The organism is Ferruginibacter sp. (genome assembly GCF_028288465.1).
Classification (GTDB): Bacteria; Bacteroidota; Bacteroidia; order Chitinophagales; family Chitinophagaceae; genus Ferruginibacter.
Window position 1 is genome coordinate 88,116 of sequence record NZ_JAQBNR010000019.1, and the last position, 15,926, is coordinate 104,041.

Below are 15,926 nucleotides of genomic sequence, written 5' to 3' on the forward strand. Positions count from 1 at the left end.
ATAGTAGCAAATGAAATCAGCCGCTGTAGTAAATTTTGCGCCTGAAAAAGGTTCAGTGGAAATAAGAGAAATAGAGCAACCCACTATTGGGGAAGAAGATGTGTTGCTGGAAGTAGCCAACGTAGGGGTTTGCGGAAGCGACCTGCACCAATGGACAGCCGATCATAGCTGGCCGGTAAATTATCCGGTTGTATTGGGTCATGAATTTGGTGGCCATATTGTTGCTCTTGGCACTAAAGTAAAAGGATGGAAAGAAGGCGACCGCGTAGTGAGCGAAACCGCCGCAGTGATAGATGTCAACAATCCCATGTCAAGAATTGGATTGTACAATCTTGATCCGACAAGAAAAGGTTTTGGCTATGGCGTAAATGGCGCTATGACAAAGTATGTACGTGTTCCTGCCAGGTGCCTGCATAAAGTGCCCGACCAGATTCCTTTTGAACATGCTTGTTTAACAGAACCTTGCTGTGTTGCTTATAGTGCAGTAGTGGAAAACACCGGCTTAAAACCCGGCGACCGCGTGATCGTGCTGGGTCCCGGAACCATTGGCATTTTATGCGCAGCCATGGCAAGACTGTGTGGTGCGCAAGTAGCCATTGTTGGTCTGGAAGCAGATAAACATCGCCTGGATATTGCCAAACAATACGGCTGCGAAGCCATCATTGGGGATGCGACTGAATGGGCATTTAAAAGAGATGGCCTTGGTGCTGATTGTGTAATAGACGCCGCGGGTGCAAGCATCACGTTGAAAATTGCCATGCAGCTGGTAAGACCGAACGGACGAATAACTAAGGTAGGTTGGGGGCCGCAGCCATTGGGTTTTAATCTTGATCCACTGGTACAAAAAAATATCCGTTTGCAGGGTAGCTTTAGTCATAATTGGCCCATGTGGGAAAGAGTGCTTGCTTTACTAGCCAGCGGTCAGCTGGATGTAAAGCCTATCATTGGCGGCGTATGGCCTGTAACGGAGTGGCATACGGCTTTTGAAAAAATGCACAAAGGCGAAATTGTAAAAAGCGTTTTAAAACCAGTCTAAATAAATCAGGATGCGGTTAAAAGATAAAGTAATCATCGTTACAGGAAGCACCACCGGCATCGGCAAAGCCATTGCATTGCGCTGCGTTGCTGAAGGTGCAAAAGTGGTGATCAACGGGTTGGATAGAGAAGGCGGCGAATCAGTGGCAACAGTATTAGGAGACAAGGCCGTTTTGCATGTTGAAGATATCAGCATCGCGGGAGCTCCTCAGCGCCTGGTAGAAGTTGCCGTTAAAACTTTCGGCAAGCTGGATGCCGTTGTAAACAATGCAGCCATGGTGGTATCAGGTAATATCAGCACTACCGACCTGGCATTTTTACGCACCGTGCTCGAAGTAAATACCATTGCTCCGTTTGCATTGTTGCAGGCGGCATTGCCTGAGCTTACTAAAACCCATGGATGTGTGTTAAACATCGGCTCTGTAAATGCCTATAGCGGCGAACCCAACCTGTTGCCTTATAGCATATCGAAAGGTGCTTTGATGACCATGACCCGTAACCTTGGTGATACGCTCAACCGTGAAAATGGCGTCCGCATCAACCAGATCAACCCCGGCTGGGTGTTGACTGAAACAGAAACCCTGCGCAAGCGACAGCATGGGTTGGCGGAAGACTGGTACAAGGATATCCCATCCGTATACGCACCCGCCGGAAGAATATTGAAGCCGGAAGAAATAGCCGCCGCTGCCGTGTATTGGCTCAGCGATGAAAGCGGTCCCGTATCCGGCCAGGTGATGGATTTGGAACAATATCCTTTTATTGGGCGTAACCCGCCGAAAGACACCACCACAATTCCTGTATCAAAATAAAATATTGTACTTATGCCCAAATTAGCGGTGTTTCCAAAAGCCTTTATGGTGGCTCTTTGTAAGGATGGGAGCATGCGTGTTTCAGAATGGATTGAACTGGCTGCAAAGCTGGATATTGACGGACTGGAATGGTATGCAGGTTTCCTGGAAATGAAAGATGAAAAAAACTGGCCCATATTCCGGCGCCAGGTAGAAGATCACGGAAAGACCATTCCGATGATGTGTTGTTCTCCGGATTTTACTAATCGTGACGCAGCCTTTAGAAAAAATGAAATTAAAAAGCAGAAGCGGTGGATCGACATGACGCATGCGCTGGGTGGTTCCTATTGCCGCGTACTCTCCGGGCAAAAGCGGCCGGAGCTTTCTGTTGACGAAGGTGTTCAACTGGCCGCGGATTGTATTGAGGAATGTCTGCCTTATGCACAGGAAAGAAACATCACGCTCATCATAGAAAATCACTATAAAGATGACTTTTGGGAGTACCCCGAGTTTGCACAAAAGATGGATATATTTTGCAAGCTGGTAGATAAAATTAATCACCCGTTTTTTGGTGTGAACTATGACCCAAGCAATACATACCTGGCAGGCGAAGACCCCATCGAATTGTTGCGGCGGGTAGCGCACCGCGTTGTGACCATGCATGCCAGCGACCGTTATTTGAAAGAAGGAACGATGGAAGACCTGCGCAGGGAAGAAGGCGGCGCACAGGGATATGCCAAACGCTTAAGTCATGGCGAAATCGGCAAAGGCCTGAATGATTATGATGCTATCTTCTCCATTTTAAAAGCGCAGGGTTTTAATAGCTGGATCAGCATTGAAGATGGTGTGGATGGCATGGATCAGTTGGAAAGAAGCGTTGCTTTTGTACGGAAGAAAATGCAACAGTACTGGCCTGGAGAAGGTGGTCGACCTTCTTTATAAATTATAGATTCTGCCGAAGGTCGACCACCTTTAGCCTAAATGCACAACTTATTATGAAACCAAAAATTATTTTAATCTTGCTGTTCTTTTGTTCAGCAATAGGTGTAAGCCTTGCCCAACAATCGTCAAAGCCTGTTTCAGCAAAAAAAATTGATCAGTGGATTGCAGAAAGGGAATGGGCCGGAGGTATTATACTTTCGCCTCACTTGTCTGTAAACAAAGTAGCTTTTTATGAAGCGTATCATACCAACAAAAAATTATGGGATGCCGCTTTTGGTTTTATGAAAACACACGACCTGGTTACTATTGCAACCGGTAAATATCCCATTCCGGGAGATACTGTATTTGCTTCTATAACGGAAGATCCCAGTAAAAAAATGGAAGATGTAAAATGGGAATCACACAAAAAATACATTGACCTGCAATACATTATTAAAGGAAAAGAAATTATTGGCGTGGCCGATGCGTCAAAGGCTACCATAACAAAACCCTATACGCCCGATGCCATGAATTATATTGCGGACGGAACTTATTACACGACAGACAACGGCACTTTCTTTTTATTTTTTCCAAATGATGCCCATCGCCCGACAATTAAAGCAGACGGGTATGATGTGGTAAAAAAAATCGTGATAAAAATACAAGTTGCCAAAGCAGAATAATATGACCTGCTGATAAAATACTATACTTAAGAAAGTTATTGTCCACCATGAAAGAAAAAAACAACTCTTCCCGCAGGAATTTTTTAGAAAAAATAACTGTCGGTTCGTTGGGAGTAGCCATTGCCGGCGGTATCAGCGAAAAGCTATTCGCTGAAGACAAAGCACAACCTATTTCACCTATCAATAACAATGAGTTTGTAAGCAGTAAAAAATTTGTGCCGGTAATGCTCACACCTTATAAACAGAACGGACAGATCGATTTTGATGGCTTATCGCGGCTGACTGATTTTTACCTGGCTGCGGGAGCAAAGGGACTTTTCGCCAATTGCCTGAGTAGTGAAATGTATAGCCTTAGCCCCGAAGAAAGATTGGCATTAACAAGGCACGTGGCAAAACGGGTGAATGGAGCTGTATCAGTAGTGGCAACAGGTTCATTTGGTGAGACGTTGAATGATAAGGCAGAATTTACCAAACGGATTTATCATACAGGTATCAATGCCGTGATATTAATTACCGGCCACTTTGCGAAGAAGGAAGAAAATGATGATGCACTGATTGCCGGATTTGAAAAGTTTTTTAATCTTACCGATAACATTCCAACCGGTACATACGAATGTCCTTCGCCATATAAAAGGGTGCTTACGCCGCAGGTATTTAAATACCTGCTCGGCACCAACCGCCTCATTTATCATAAAGACACCACCATTGATTTTGATAAAGTAAAGGCAAAAATTAACTTGGTACAAAATAACCGCCTGGAATTTTATGATGCCTGTATTGCCAACGCTACCAACTCGCTACAAACCGGCGCCAAAGGCATGTCTGCTATTTGCGGCAATTTTTATCCGGAAATCATCAGCTGGATTTGTGCCAATGCTACCAACCCCGATCGCCAGGGAGATGTACAATTTATCCAGGAACAACTTACCAAAACAGAAGACATCATTTCAACCAACTATTCCTTAAGCGCTAAATATTTTTTGCAGAAAAGAGGTGTTCCAATTGAAATTAGTGGGCGTACTTCTTCGTCCCCATTAACCGCGGCACAAAAGCAAACGCTGGATGAAGTGTATAAAACATTTATTGGCTGGTGCGACAGGATTGGTATTAAACCGACGACTATTTAATATACGTTCCGAAAAAGATACTTTTCCAGCAAGGGATAACGTTAGATTTCAACCGTATTGGAAATACTCATAATAAACCTATCAAATGAAGCGCATAGTATTTAAATTGCTACTTGCATGTACAGCCATTCAGTTGGTACCGGGCAATGGTATTGCTCAAACCGCCATCACACCTGCAACAGCATTACAAAGGTATTTGCACAACGGCGACAAAACCTACCAATGGGAAATTAAGGAAACCTTTAAAATAAAAGAGGCAACGGTATATACTTTACTACTTACATCGCAAAAATGGCGTGAATACACATGGAAACATGAATTAAGTATTATTGTACCACAGAAAATAAATCATGACGCAGCTTTATTATTTATTACGGGTGGAAGTATTAATGATAAAGGTTTGCCAAACTGGAGTGGTAAAGATGATGCACTGAGGATTGGATTCAGTGACGTGGCCGCTAAAAACAATGCCGTTGTTGCGATCCTGAAGCAAACACCCAATCAGCCCTTGTACGACACCCTGGTTGAAGATGCGTTGATTTCATACACGTTGCACCGGTTTAAGGGAGACCATGATTACAGTTGGCCGTTGCTTTTCCCGATGGTAAAAAGTGCTACCCACGCCATGGATGCCGTACAGGAATTTTGTGCGCAGCAAATTCATCAGCCCGTTAAAAGCTTCGTTGTATCCGGTGCATCCAAACGAGGCTGGACTACCTGGCTTACCGGTGCAAATGACCCACGCGTAGTAGCGATTGCCCCAATGGTGATTGATATGCTGAACATGCCGGTCAGTATGAACTACCAGGTAAAAGTATGGAACGATTACAGTATCCAGATTGAGGACTATGTAAAGCTGGGTATTGCACAGGATATAAGTTCTGCAAAAGCAAACGAGCTTACTACCATGATTGATCCTTATTCGTACCGGAAAACATTGCGGATGCCTAAAATGATTTTTATGGGAACCAATGATGAATACTGGCCGATAGACAATATTAAAAATTATTACGACAGTATTCCGGGACAAAATTTATTGCATTACATAGCCAATGTGGGGCACGATATGGGAGATAAAAAAGAAGCGCTTGCAAGCCTCGGTTCCTTTTTTGGATTAACGTTGGCAAAAAAAGCCTATCCAACCTGCGTATGGAAAACCGGTTCTAAAAAAGGTGGGATTGAAGTAAACATAACAGCTACCGCTGATAAATTAACGGATGTAATTCTGTGGTCTGCCGATTCGCCAGACAAAGATTTCCGCAATGACAAATGGCAATCAAAAAGTCTCGGTATTAAAAGCCGGCATTTAATAAAAGTCACCGAAGCGTTTCCGGAAAAAGGCTACCGTGCTTTTTACCTGAATCTAAAATACCACGATGCCAACGGTGGTGAATACACAGAAAGTACGAGGGCGTTTATGACGGATGAGAAGGAACTATTGTAAAGATGGGGATTTGTCAAAGCTTGTCACGGAAAGATTTGATAAATGGTTCTCCGATGAACGAATCTTGCTAAAAGAATGGTTGAATCTTCGAAGAAGAAACCAAGGCGGTAATCTCCAACCCGGGTTCTGTAGGCGGTTTTATGACCTTTTAATTTTTTTGTTTGAGGAATTTTATCAAGGCTTTCTGCAGATTCCATTAATTCAATAGTTCGGATAAGCGCCTGCCTCACAGACTTAACTTTAAGATCGTCAAGATCCCGGGAGAATTTCTTTAAAAATTCAACTTTCATCAGGCTGATAACTTTTTCATTACTTCGGTACGGCTGACCTTTTTAGTTTTATCAGTACTACGAAGCAATTTGCTCATGCCCATGTCTTCTAATTCTTCTACAGACAAGACTGATGAGCCTACTCCAAGTTTTTTTAGAAGATCGCTGACAAACTTAAATTCGCTATTGTTTTTCGGTTTAATCACTAAAGCTTTCATTGTTCAAATATACAAAAAGCAATGCACCTGTAGGATGCATTTTAAACGTGTGACTATTTTGAGTGCTATTGATATAGATTAGCAGCGTCGTTCCTTCGCTACAAATTTTTTTAAACTACGGGGTGATTATTTGCACAATCACCCCATAGTTGTTATTTATTGAAGCCCTTATTTTTTCTTCGTAGCCTGCATGGCCATTAACTCTTCCAAAGTCCAGGGTGTTGTGCGATCCTTGGTGGCCGCTCTCACATCTCTCACTTCATCCACAAATACTACTTTGGATTTATTGCCAAAACTGTTCCGCACATAGCTCAGTACTGAAGCAATGTATTCATCAGTTTGGGCTTGCTGCGATAACATCTGATCAGGATATTTTCTGCCATCTATCGGCCCTTTTAATCCATGCAGCAAAATATTGATGAGGGTTGTTTTATCACCGTTTACCCTTGCTGAGCCAGCCAGCGGCGGTGCAATCATACTGGGAATGCCTTTGCCTTCAGGCCCATGACAGGTGATACATAATTGTTTAAAATAGCTGGCGCCATGGTACACAAGGTCGCGGTCTTCCCCATCCATGCCCATGGTGATGGCCCTCAAATCGCTGTTGGCTTCATCTTTTTCCTGCAGGCTTCTTTCCGCAACTTTTACGAGTAATACATTAGTGGTATCCCTGGTTTGCAGTGTTTTTAGTAAAGCCGATGCCGTTGCTTCTTTGCTGTAACGAAGCGATAAAGCCAGTTGTACCTGCACGCCTGCGTCTTTATCATCCTTCATGCTTTCCAGTTTCGCAGCTATGGTTTGATTGCCCTGTTTCAAAAAAGGTTCGCTGATGCGGATCGCTGCCTTTCTGATTTCTGCATCGTCATCCGCCAATGTTGTTAGTACGGCTTGTTCATCAATGGCGCCCAACCCTTCCATTGTCCATAAGGCATGCAGTCTTGTAATGGCATCCGGTCCTTTTTTCCAGAAGGCCAGTTTCCCACCAAAACTCTTTTTGTTTAAAGCAATTTTCTTCAATGCAGGTAATACCGATTGATCGCCACGGATCACCAGTAATTTCTGCGCATTATCCCGCCACCAACCGTTGGGATGGGAGAGATAGGCAACCAGTTCGGCATTGGATGCTTTGAGTAAATGAGGCTGTGGGCCTGGTTTGTAACCATCATGTACCACACGGTAAATACGGCCGCGGTTAATGTTTTCATCCATCTTTTTTCGCTTTATCTGGGGATGAATATAACTGTCGGGTTTTGTCCAGGCACTTTCCTGTATAATGCCATGGTACATGTCGGCGATATACAAACAACCATCGGGCCCCGTAGCAGTATTAACAGGTCTGAAATTCATATCGCTGGAAGCAAGGAATTCTCTTTTGTCATACGCATTGTGCAATATCATAGCCCCGTTTTCATAAGTGGCTTTTGCCCTGCGGATCAAACGGCCAACAGGTTCACAAATAAACAGGTCGTTGACCATCGTTGCAGGCAGGCGGTCTCCACGAAAAACGGTTTGGCCGCAGGAGGCAGTAAAATGATTGAGTGTGCTGTCTTCTCTCAATCTTTCCTGTCCACCCTGTACATCGGGCGTACCAATGATGGGCCATACCGCATCAAAACTGCTGTCGCGTTGATTGTCTAAATCCAGTTCTCCGTAGGCCGGGTTCTCCTGGAAATTCAGTGCAGGCGTTTCGCCCCCGGCGGAAGAAAAGAACAGCCGGCCATAATTATCCTGCGTTAATCCCCATTGTCCGCCGGGCGGGCTTATGAGGCTGTCCACTACCAGCATACCATTATTATAGCGGAAGCGAACGGGGTTGCGGGTAACGTAAATCCAGTTATCAATGTTCCAGATCAGGCCGCTTTTCTGGTGTTCCAGGTTGGCTTCGTCGGGTTCATCGTTATGGTACACCAGTATTTTTTCATCTGCTACGCCATCGCCGTTTTTATCGCGGTAACTGTACATATTGTTGGTGTAGGTTTCATTTACTACCAGCCGGTCATCCAGCATCAGCATCATCCTGGGCAAAATAAGGCTGTCGATAAACACCGTATGTTTATCCATTTTGCCATCGCCGTTGGTATCATCCAGTTTGGTGATGCGGCATACTGGCAGGCGTTCGCCGGTGCCATTAATGTCCTGCATATAACTGCGCATTTCGGCTACATACATGCTGCCGTTGCCGTCCCATACCATGGCGACCGGTTCCTGTATATCGGGTTCGCTGGCCACCAGTTCCATATGATAACCGGGTGGCAGGTGCATGGTCTTTAAACTTTCTTCGGGGCTCAACGGAACAGCCGACGGATCGGGAACTATTTTAGCAGGCCTTTCGGGAGCCGGCTCTTCGGTTGGTAAAGGTTGTTGACAGGAAAAAAAAGTACAAACAAATAATGCAATGCAGGCAGCAGTGTGAATGGGTTTCATGAATTGATGTTGATGGTTTATTAAGCGGGATGCCAAATATTTCACGGGGACAAACAGGCTGTTGAAGATAATATATTTGAGGCAAACATCAGCAACCTGTTGCGCCAATGCAGCCGTAATACAATTATGAAAACATAGCAGCGGAAATTAGTTAGATTGATGTATTGGTGTTTAAAGGAAATGTTACAGGAATTAACATGAGGCATCCGGGTACAAATGGATGCCTTGTGACTATGTTATTTAACTGCCAATGCTTTTCCCTTCACCACTTTTGCCCGGTGCTGGTAATAGTATAATACACATCTTCTCAGCTGTTCGCCCATCACAAATTTGGGATTGTCCCTGCTGAATATTTCGCCTGTTCTTTCATTTGGATTAAAATCCTTGGCGCATAAAATATCATACACTTTAAACAGTTTGATTCCTAAAAAATCAACCAGGTAGCGTTGGCGTACCAAAATGCTGCTGAAGACTTCGCTTTTTTTGCGGGTTTTTATGCCGATGCAAATACCAAAAGTGCGGGTATCATCAATGCTTAAATTTTTAACCAGGTAAGTTTTTAAATCCAGGCCTTCCGGGCAATTGTCTTCTACCTGGAAGTTGAGTTCGTTGGCTGCATGCCGCATATTGATCTGGAATTCTTCCAGCAGTAAATTCCATTTCTCTTTGTCTTGCTCTTCAATGCCTTTTATCAGGATTGTTTTCCACGAAGTACAACACAGCTGTGTGATACCAGTTTGCATACAAAGCCGGCACAACTTTATTAAAAATGGTACACTGAATAATTCATCCCGCCTGTAAATGCCCAGCCAGTATTTATCGTTGTAGCGGTTAAGGCCTTCATAATACGGCAGGTTAAAAGGCGGCAGTACTACCGGGCTTTCAGCAGGCTGTATGTTTAAACCATCGGAGTTAAACAAGGCAAACAAGTCATCACCATTGGCCAGTTCAGTATCAACAAATTTATCCGGGTGTTGCAGAATGATTGTTTCCAGTTTTTTGGTAACAGATGCAATGTCATTGGTATGGCAAAGCATGGTCCATTCGTAGATAACATTCGTTTTGGGAAAGCGGATGATCAGGTGCCAGAAATTTTCAATGGAAGGCGAAGCAATCCAGTTGATATTACCCGTAAGGATGGGCGTAAAGCTTTGGTTATTGTCGCAGATGTTAATCTTTAGCATTGGCGCATAATCGATGGAATCAAGCACGTTCTTATAAATGGCTTCACTTAACCAGCTGTCGCCGATGAATACGCCGGCCGCCGGATATGAGCTGCAAATATTGGGATGTTTGCACTCATCTATTTCATAAGCCAGTTCCAGTTTATCCAGTTCTGCGGTAAAGGGTTCTACACTGTAATGTTCCATGTCTACCAGCAATTGCTGCCGCAGTCCAAAGTGAACGTCTCTTATCTTTATTTTATTTACAGCAATTAAAATATTGTGCAGATTGGCGGGGTCAATAATGCCGCCGCGGAAGTTTATAAATATGGTGCTTATCATACATCAAACATACAAATTAAATAAGTGAAATAGCAGCCGGCGCCGATAGTAAATGCATGTTCATTGAAAAAGTAAAATGAAATATATTTGAATGAAACATCCACCACTCAATAAATAGCTAATATGAAGATAGCCCTTGCATCTCCGCCTTATCCGGCCTCCATTGCAGATGGGCTGGAATGGGTTGAAAAACTTACTAAAGAAGCCGCCTTGCAACAGGCTGAAATCATCTGTTTTCCGGAATCCTACATTCCCGGCTATCCCGGTATGGGCGCCGATCCGGCTGAACGTACATCGCAACAACTGGAAGCTGCGTTGCGGGCGGTACGGCGCATTGCGGCCAGTAATTCCATCGCGGTGATTATACCGATGGATTGGTACCGGGAGGACATCTTGTTAAACCTCGCTTTTGTAATTGATGGTAAGGGCGAAGTGTTGGGCTACCAGACAAAAAACCAGCTCGATCCTTCGGAAGATAATTTGTGGCAGGCAGGTACCGAACGCAAGCTCTTTGAAGTGAATGGAGTAAAATTTGGTATCACCATTTGTCATGAAGGATACCGTTATCCCGAGTCGGTACGATGGGCTGCCAGGAATGGCGCACAGGTGGTGTTTCATCCCAACTATACAGGAAGTAATGATGGCGGAAGATTGCCCACAGAGTGGGGAGCAAAAGAAAATCCCTATTATGAAAAAGCCCAGATGCTGCGTGCCATGGAGAACACGATTTATTTTGCCACTTCCAACTATGCTTTTCAATATCCTGAGTCTGCCAGTTCTTTAATTGGTCCTGATGGCAGTTGCATTGCTTACCAGGCATATGGCAAAGCGGGCGTGATCACCGCAATCATGGAGCCGGAGAAAGCAACCGGCTTGCTGGCCGGCAGGTTTAAGCCAGAACTATATCCTGATCCGGTTGGTAAAAAATGAGCCCAATACAAATAACAAAAATTGGAAAGATGGTAAGTTCTGATAAAAGATGAAGCAGCCCCGAAGCAGACTGAATTTACGGATTGTGTAAATGGTTTTCCTTATTTCGACGACATTATCCACCTCAATACTTTTCTTTGCACCAAATTATAACTATGAGCAGTAAAGCACCCCTTCACAACAGCATGCGTGTATATCACCGTTACCTGGGCTTTTTTTTAGCCGGTATTATGGCCGTATATGCCCTCAGTGGCATCGTGCTTATTTTCAGGGATACCAGTTTTTTAAAAAAAGAAAAACAACTAACGCAGCAACTGCAACCGGGTCTTACAGCAGAGGCTTTAGGCAAAGCGATCCGCATACGTGATTTAAAAATTACTTCCGTAAGCGGCGACGTGCAAATGTTTAAACAGGGCACTTACAATGCACAGACAGGTTCAGCAAGCTGTACCGTTACCGTATTACCGGTGTTGGTAGAAAAACTAACTCACCTGCACAAAGCCAGTACAAAAGACCCCTTATTTTTTCTGAACGTTTTCTTCGGTGTTTCCCTTTTCTTTTTTGTGATCTCTTCTTTCTGGATGTTTATGCCCAAAACAAGCATTTTTAAAAAGGGTCTGTATTTTACTTTGGCGGGTATTGTGCTGACGGTGGTGTTGCTGATGGTGTAGAGACACTGGTATTTGAGCGTCAAAGACTAAGCTCGATTTTGGTCAGTTAAGGATACTTATCTGCGAGTTTTTTTGTCATTAACAGCGTTTAGCCAGGAAAATAATATTAAAATGGTTTGATTTTTTATACCGTCAAAAGGGATTTTTCCAGAAAGAAGACGCCCCATTTTTAAGCGATCGGGTGCTAAACAGCTGAAATAGATTTTGCCCATAAATAGAAACGGGAAAACTGACTTTGACATCAATTTTCCCGCTTTTTGTGGTGCGAGCCGGGGTTGAACCGGCGACACATGGATTTTCAGTCCATTGCTCTACCAACTGAGCTATCACACCGTTCCCTTTCGGGGCAGCAAAAATAGGAGTTTCTCCTCAAATATTACAAAACAAGCGCATCAAATTATGAAAGAAATAAAAAAAGGTGGGCAAAATCAGGCCCACCTTGTATTTACGTGTTAAAAAGATTTATTTTAAAGAGGCGATATCTATCACAAAACGATAGTGTACGTCGCCTTTTAACATTCTTTCGTAGGCCTCATTTATCGCAGATACTTTAATCACTTCCACATCGCTCACAATATTATGTTCGGCGCAGTAGTCCAGCATTTCCTGCGTTTCTTTAATACCACCAATCAGGGAGCCGGCAATAGAACGGCGTTTGCCAATAAGGTTAAAAGCGCCCACTACGGAAGGCTGCGGAGGTACGCCCACAACCACCATGGTGCCGTTTAAAGTAAGCAGGTTTAAATAATCGTTGTATTCGTGCGGTGCAGAAATGGTACTTAAAATAAAATCAAATTTGCCCTGCAGTTTTTTCATGGTGTCCGCATCTTTTGTTACCGCAAAATAATGGGCGCCCAAATTCAGCGCATCCTGTTCCTTTGATTTGGAAGTGCTCAGCACGGTGACATCGGCGCCAAAAGCAGCGGCAAACTTAACGGCCATGTGACCAAGTCCGCCCAGGCCAACTACGGCCACTTTGTGTCCTTTGCCAATCTTCCAGTGCTTTAAAGGTGAATAGGTGGTAATGCCCGCACACAACAAAGGCGCCACGCCTTCAATGGGCAAACTGTCAGCTACATGCAGCGTGTATTTTGCATCCACTACAATTTGCGTGGAATACCCGCCATAGGTAGGGTTGCCTTCTTTATCACGGCCATTGTAAGTGCCAACCATCCCGTTGTCACAATATTGTTCTTCATGTGCCAGGCAGCTGGGGCACTCCCTGCAGGAGTCTACAAAGCAGCCCACGCCGGCCAGTTCACCGATTGTAAAGTCTTTTACGTCAGACCCGATTTTGGTAATGCGGCCTACTATTTCGTGGCCCGGTACCATCGGGTAAATAGAGCCGCCCCATTCGTTGCGTACCTGGTGAATATCGGAGTGACAAACGCCACAATATAAAATTTCAATTTGTACATCATTGGCGCCAACGTCTCTTCTTTCAAAATTAAATGGTGTTAATGGTGTGGTTGCACTTTGCGCTGCATAAGCGTTTACGGGTGTCATATGTTTTATTTTAGAATGATTACACACAGTTTTTGCAAACTGTTTGTTGGATAAAAATTTATATAGCGGAACAAACCACAAAAACCGCTCCCATAAAAGAGGTCAGGCAGAAGGTGCCAGCAGGGAGAAAATAGCAGAGTCAAGAAAGCGGCCGTTGTAAAAATAATTCTCTTTAAAATGGGCTTCCTGTACGAAGTTATTTTTCAGCAGTAAGTTTTTAGAAGCTTCATTGGCAGGATTGACATTGGCTTCCACAGAATGCAGGCCCATGGTGGTAAATCCATAATGTAATACGGATTTGATCGCTTCCTGCATGATGCCCTTTCGCTGTTGCTGCGGGTGCAGCAGGTAGCCGATTTCTGCCCGGTAATTGGGCGCATCAATCTTCCAAAAACCAATGGTGCCAATTAATACAGCATCTTCTTTTAAAGCAATGCCCCAGGTAATATTTTCATTATTTTTTACGCCGTCAATTATTGTTTGAATCAGCTCCATGGCATCAGCTGCCGATTGGGCAAGTGGCCTGTCAATATAGGCCATAACCTTTTTATCAGAACGGAGTACCAGTAAATCGTTCACATCTGCCGCTGTTATTTCTTTTAGCATCAGCCGTCCGGTATACAGCACCGGAAAAGGATTGAGTTGCAGTGAAAGCATAATTTGTATTTAAAAAATAATGGTCCGGGCAATGACAGCTTTGTGGAAAATCGTTGTGTCACTCACTTGTACTTTTACAGCTTTGTGCATCGCCATCAATTCGCAGGGTGTTGGTTTTTGGAGTGTTCACTTTGCGGTCTGACCTTCGGTACCGACCGCAAATTTTTACCACGGTCGGCACCAAAGGTCAGACCGTGGTAAAGAATTATACAAGTTAATTGCCTGCTCTAAAGCATTGAAGCAACTATAAAGCAACTGATAATATCCTAAAAGCAATATTGTTTTGCCCAATTAAAATTCCGCACTTTTAGGATACCTTGGGAAAGGAATTACATCCCTGATATTACCCATACCGGTTACAAACTGCACCAGGCGTTCAAACCCGAGCCCGAAGCCCGCATGCGGGCAACTGCCGAAGCGGCGGGTATCCAAATACCAGTTCAGTTCTTCGGCAGGAATATGCATTTCAGCCATACGGGCCGTTAATTTATCCAGCCGTTCTTCTCTTTGTGAACCACCCACAATTTCGCCGATACCGGGCGCCAGGATATCCATGGCAGCCACCGTTTTGCCATCCTCATTCAAACGCATGTAAAACGATTTGATGTCTTTTGGATAGTTGGTGAGTATCACCGGTTTCTTAAAATGTTTCTCTACCAGGTAACGTTCATGTTCGCTTTGCAAATCAACACCCCAGCCTTCGATTAAATATTGAAACTTTTTTTTCTTGTTGTGGTTGCTCTCTTTTAAAATTTCAATCGCTTCGGTATAAGTCAGCCTTTCAAAATCGTTGTTTACAACAAAATTCAGTTTGTCCAGTAAACCCATTTCACTTCTGTCCTGCTGCGGTTTTTGTTTTTCCTCCTCTTCCAGCCGTTGCGCTAAAAATTCAAGGTCTTCTTTGTTTTGCTCCATGGCGTACTTAATCACGTAACGGATAAAAGCTTCCGCCAGGTTCATATTATCTTCCAGGTCGTTAAAGGCAACTTCGGGCTCAATCATCCAAAACTCAGCCAGGTGGCGGGTTGTATTGCTGTTTTCTGCCCTGAATGTAGGGCCGAAAGTATATACATCACTAAAAGCCATCGCAGCAAGTTCACCTTCCAGTTGTCCGCTAACGGTCAGGTTGGTGCTGCGGCCAAAAAAATCATCTTTAAAATTTACACTGCCATCTTCATTTTTTGGTGCGCTGCCATCTACAGGCAATGTAGTTACGCGGAACATTTCGCCGGCGCCTTCTGCATCGCTTGCGGTTATGATGGGCGTATGCAGGTAAACAAATCCTTTATCATTAAAAAACTGGTGAATGGCAAATGCCAGCGAATGCCGGATGCGGAAAATGGCGCCAAAAGTGTTGGTGCGAAAGCGCATGTGGGCAATCTCTCTTAAAAATTCAAGGCTGTGTTTTTTAGGCTGCAAAGGAAATTTTTCCGCATCGCTATCGCCTAATATTTCTATGGTAGCTGCCTTCAATTCTACTTTTTGTCCTTTACCTAAAGATGCAATTACCTGGCCGGTAACTTTAATGCAGGCGCCTGTTGTCAGGCGTTTTAACGTGCTGTCTTCAAACTCGCCCAATGAAGCAACTACCTGTAAATTATTATTGGTACTGCCATCGTTAAGGGCAATAAACTGGTTGTTTCTGAACGTGCGAACCCATCCCATTACGGTTGCTTCAAAGCCGGTGTTTTCTTCTGCCAGCAATGCTTTTATCTTTATTCTTTTGTTGAACATAACGTTTAAATTGG

The 15,926-nt window shown here is 44.0% G+C and carries 15 protein-coding genes and 1 tRNA gene; 8 read left to right on the forward strand and 8 right to left on the reverse strand.

Annotation, left to right across the window (positions count from 1 at the left end; translation table 11 throughout):
* Window positions 1-10 precede the first annotated feature (10 nt).
* From JWR61_RS08430 to JWR61_RS08455, 6 genes are all read left to right on the forward strand, one after another.
* Window positions 11-1,036: a zinc-binding dehydrogenase gene (locus JWR61_RS08430; RefSeq protein ID WP_301927407.1), complete on the forward strand. Its 1,026-nt coding sequence runs from the start codon at window positions 11-13 to the stop codon at window positions 1,034-1,036.
* A gap of 10 nt (window positions 1,037-1,046) precedes the next feature.
* Window positions 1,047-1,844, forward strand: a complete 798-nt coding sequence (locus JWR61_RS08435) for an SDR family NAD(P)-dependent oxidoreductase (RefSeq protein WP_301927408.1) — start codon at window positions 1,047-1,049, stop codon at window positions 1,842-1,844.
* 12 nt (window positions 1,845-1,856) lie between these two features.
* Window positions 1,857-2,765 (forward strand): sugar phosphate isomerase/epimerase, encoded by a 909-nt coding sequence (locus JWR61_RS08440; RefSeq protein ID WP_301927410.1) that lies wholly within the window; start codon window positions 1,857-1,859, stop codon window positions 2,763-2,765.
* Window positions 2,766-2,818: 53 nt separating this feature from the next.
* The gene (locus tag JWR61_RS08445) at window positions 2,819-3,427 is read left to right on the forward strand and encodes a YhcH/YjgK/YiaL family protein (protein ID WP_301927411.1); all 609 of its coding nucleotides are present in this window, start codon (window positions 2,819-2,821) and stop codon (window positions 3,425-3,427) included.
* Window positions 3,428-3,474: 47 nt separating this feature from the next.
* On the forward strand, window positions 3,475-4,554 hold the full coding sequence (locus tag JWR61_RS08450) for a dihydrodipicolinate synthase family protein (protein WP_301927412.1): 1,080 nt from the start codon (window positions 3,475-3,477) through the stop codon (window positions 4,552-4,554).
* 85 nt (window positions 4,555-4,639) lie between these two features.
* Window positions 4,640-5,998, forward strand: coding sequence for a PhoPQ-activated pathogenicity-related family protein (locus JWR61_RS08455; protein ID WP_301927414.1), 1,359 nt, complete (start codon window positions 4,640-4,642; stop codon window positions 5,996-5,998).
* A 23-nt stretch (window positions 5,999-6,021) separates the two neighbouring features.
* On the opposite strand, the gene JWR61_RS08460 is transcribed toward JWR61_RS08455, so the two are convergent.
* The 4 genes from JWR61_RS08460 to JWR61_RS08475 all read right to left on the reverse strand — a co-directional run bounded on the left by JWR61_RS08460 (window position 6,022) and on the right by JWR61_RS08475 (window position 10,414).
* Window positions 6,022-6,288 carry a type II toxin-antitoxin system RelE/ParE family toxin gene (locus JWR61_RS08460; RefSeq protein WP_301927415.1) on the reverse strand — a complete coding sequence of 89 codons (267 nt, stop codon included), beginning with the start codon at window positions 6,286-6,288 and terminating at the stop codon, window positions 6,022-6,024.
* Entirely contained in the window at window positions 6,288-6,485 is a 198-nt protein-coding gene (locus JWR61_RS08465) for a hypothetical protein (protein ID WP_301927416.1), read from the reverse strand. Before JWR61_RS08465 ends, JWR61_RS08460 begins: the two co-directional genes overlap by 1 nt.
* A 168-nt stretch (window positions 6,486-6,653) precedes the next feature.
* Window positions 6,654-8,909, reverse strand: coding sequence for a c-type cytochrome (locus tag JWR61_RS08470; protein WP_301927417.1), 2,256 nt, complete (start codon window positions 8,907-8,909; stop codon window positions 6,654-6,656).
* Window positions 8,910-9,145: 236 nt separating this feature from the next.
* Window positions 9,146-10,414 carry a rubredoxin gene (locus JWR61_RS08475; protein WP_290341001.1) on the reverse strand — a complete coding sequence of 423 codons (1,269 nt, stop codon included), beginning with the start codon at window positions 10,412-10,414 and terminating at the stop codon, window positions 9,146-9,148.
* Between the two features lie 123 nt (window positions 10,415-10,537).
* Between JWR61_RS08475 and JWR61_RS08480 the strand changes: the two genes are divergently transcribed.
* Both JWR61_RS08480 and JWR61_RS08485 read left to right on the forward strand, forming a co-directional pair.
* Window positions 10,538-11,344, forward strand: a complete 807-nt coding sequence (locus JWR61_RS08480) for a carbon-nitrogen hydrolase family protein (protein ID WP_301927418.1) — start codon at window positions 10,538-10,540, stop codon at window positions 11,342-11,344.
* Window positions 11,345-11,499: 155 nt separating this feature from the next.
* On the forward strand, window positions 11,500-12,015 hold the full coding sequence (locus JWR61_RS08485) for a hypothetical protein (RefSeq protein WP_367881796.1): 516 nt from the start codon (window positions 11,500-11,502) through the stop codon (window positions 12,013-12,015).
* Window positions 12,016-12,275: 260 nt separating this feature from the next.
* Here JWR61_RS08485 and JWR61_RS08490 read toward each other — a convergent pair.
* The 4 genes from JWR61_RS08490 to asnS all read right to left on the reverse strand — a co-directional run bounded on the left by JWR61_RS08490 (window position 12,276) and on the right by asnS (window position 15,912).
* A tRNA-Phe gene (locus JWR61_RS08490) sits at window positions 12,276-12,348 on the reverse strand.
* A 129-nt stretch (window positions 12,349-12,477) separates the two neighbouring features.
* Window positions 12,478-13,521: an NAD(P)-dependent alcohol dehydrogenase gene (locus JWR61_RS08495; RefSeq protein ID WP_301927420.1), complete on the reverse strand. Its 1,044-nt coding sequence runs from the start codon at window positions 13,519-13,521 to the stop codon at window positions 12,478-12,480.
* A 102-nt stretch (window positions 13,522-13,623) separates the two neighbouring features.
* Window positions 13,624-14,178, reverse strand: coding sequence for a GNAT family N-acetyltransferase (locus JWR61_RS08500; protein ID WP_301927421.1), 555 nt, complete (start codon window positions 14,176-14,178; stop codon window positions 13,624-13,626).
* Between the two features lie 291 nt (window positions 14,179-14,469).
* Window positions 14,470-15,912 (reverse strand): asparagine--tRNA ligase, encoded by a 1,443-nt coding sequence (gene asnS / locus JWR61_RS08505; RefSeq protein ID WP_301927422.1) that lies wholly within the window; start codon window positions 15,910-15,912, stop codon window positions 14,470-14,472.
* Window positions 15,913-15,926: the final 14 nt, after the last annotated feature.

What these genes read in the sequence shown, in the direction of transcription:
- JWR61_RS08435 (WP_301927408.1), top strand. Translation starts at nt 1,047, where the DNA reads ATGCGGTTAAAAGATAAAGTAATCATCGTTACAGGAAGCACCACCGGC.
- JWR61_RS08470 (WP_301927417.1), bottom strand. Translation starts at nt 8,909, where the DNA reads ATGAAACCCATTCACACTGCTGCCTGCATTGCATTATTTGTTTGTACT.
- JWR61_RS08450 (WP_301927412.1), top strand. Translation starts at nt 3,475, where the DNA reads ATGAAAGAAAAAAACAACTCTTCCCGCAGGAATTTTTTAGAAAAAATA.
- JWR61_RS08430 (WP_301927407.1), top strand. Translation starts at nt 11, where the DNA reads ATGAAATCAGCCGCTGTAGTAAATTTTGCGCCTGAAAAAGGTTCAGTG.
- JWR61_RS08445 (WP_301927411.1), top strand. Translation starts at nt 2,819, where the DNA reads ATGAAACCAAAAATTATTTTAATCTTGCTGTTCTTTTGTTCAGCAATA.
- JWR61_RS08485 (WP_367881796.1), top strand. Translation starts at nt 11,500, where the DNA reads ATGAGCAGTAAAGCACCCCTTCACAACAGCATGCGTGTATATCACCGT.
- JWR61_RS08495 (WP_301927420.1), bottom strand. Translation starts at nt 13,521, where the DNA reads ATGACACCCGTAAACGCTTATGCAGCGCAAAGTGCAACCACACCATTA.
- JWR61_RS08440 (WP_301927410.1), top strand. Translation starts at nt 1,857, where the DNA reads ATGCCCAAATTAGCGGTGTTTCCAAAAGCCTTTATGGTGGCTCTTTGT.
- JWR61_RS08480 (WP_301927418.1), top strand. Translation starts at nt 10,538, where the DNA reads ATGAAGATAGCCCTTGCATCTCCGCCTTATCCGGCCTCCATTGCAGAT.
- JWR61_RS08500 (WP_301927421.1), bottom strand. Translation starts at nt 14,178, where the DNA reads ATGCTTTCACTGCAACTCAATCCTTTTCCGGTGCTGTATACCGGACGG.
- JWR61_RS08475 (WP_290341001.1), bottom strand. Translation starts at nt 10,414, where the DNA reads ATGATAAGCACCATATTTATAAACTTCCGCGGCGGCATTATTGACCCC.
- asnS (WP_301927422.1), bottom strand. Translation starts at nt 15,912, where the DNA reads ATGTTCAACAAAAGAATAAAGATAAAAGCATTGCTGGCAGAAGAAAAC.
- JWR61_RS08460 (WP_301927415.1), bottom strand. Translation starts at nt 6,288, where the DNA reads ATGAAAGTTGAATTTTTAAAGAAATTCTCCCGGGATCTTGACGATCTT.
- JWR61_RS08455 (WP_301927414.1), top strand. Translation starts at nt 4,640, where the DNA reads ATGAAGCGCATAGTATTTAAATTGCTACTTGCATGTACAGCCATTCAG.
- JWR61_RS08465 (WP_301927416.1), bottom strand. Translation starts at nt 6,485, where the DNA reads ATGAAAGCTTTAGTGATTAAACCGAAAAACAATAGCGAATTTAAGTTT.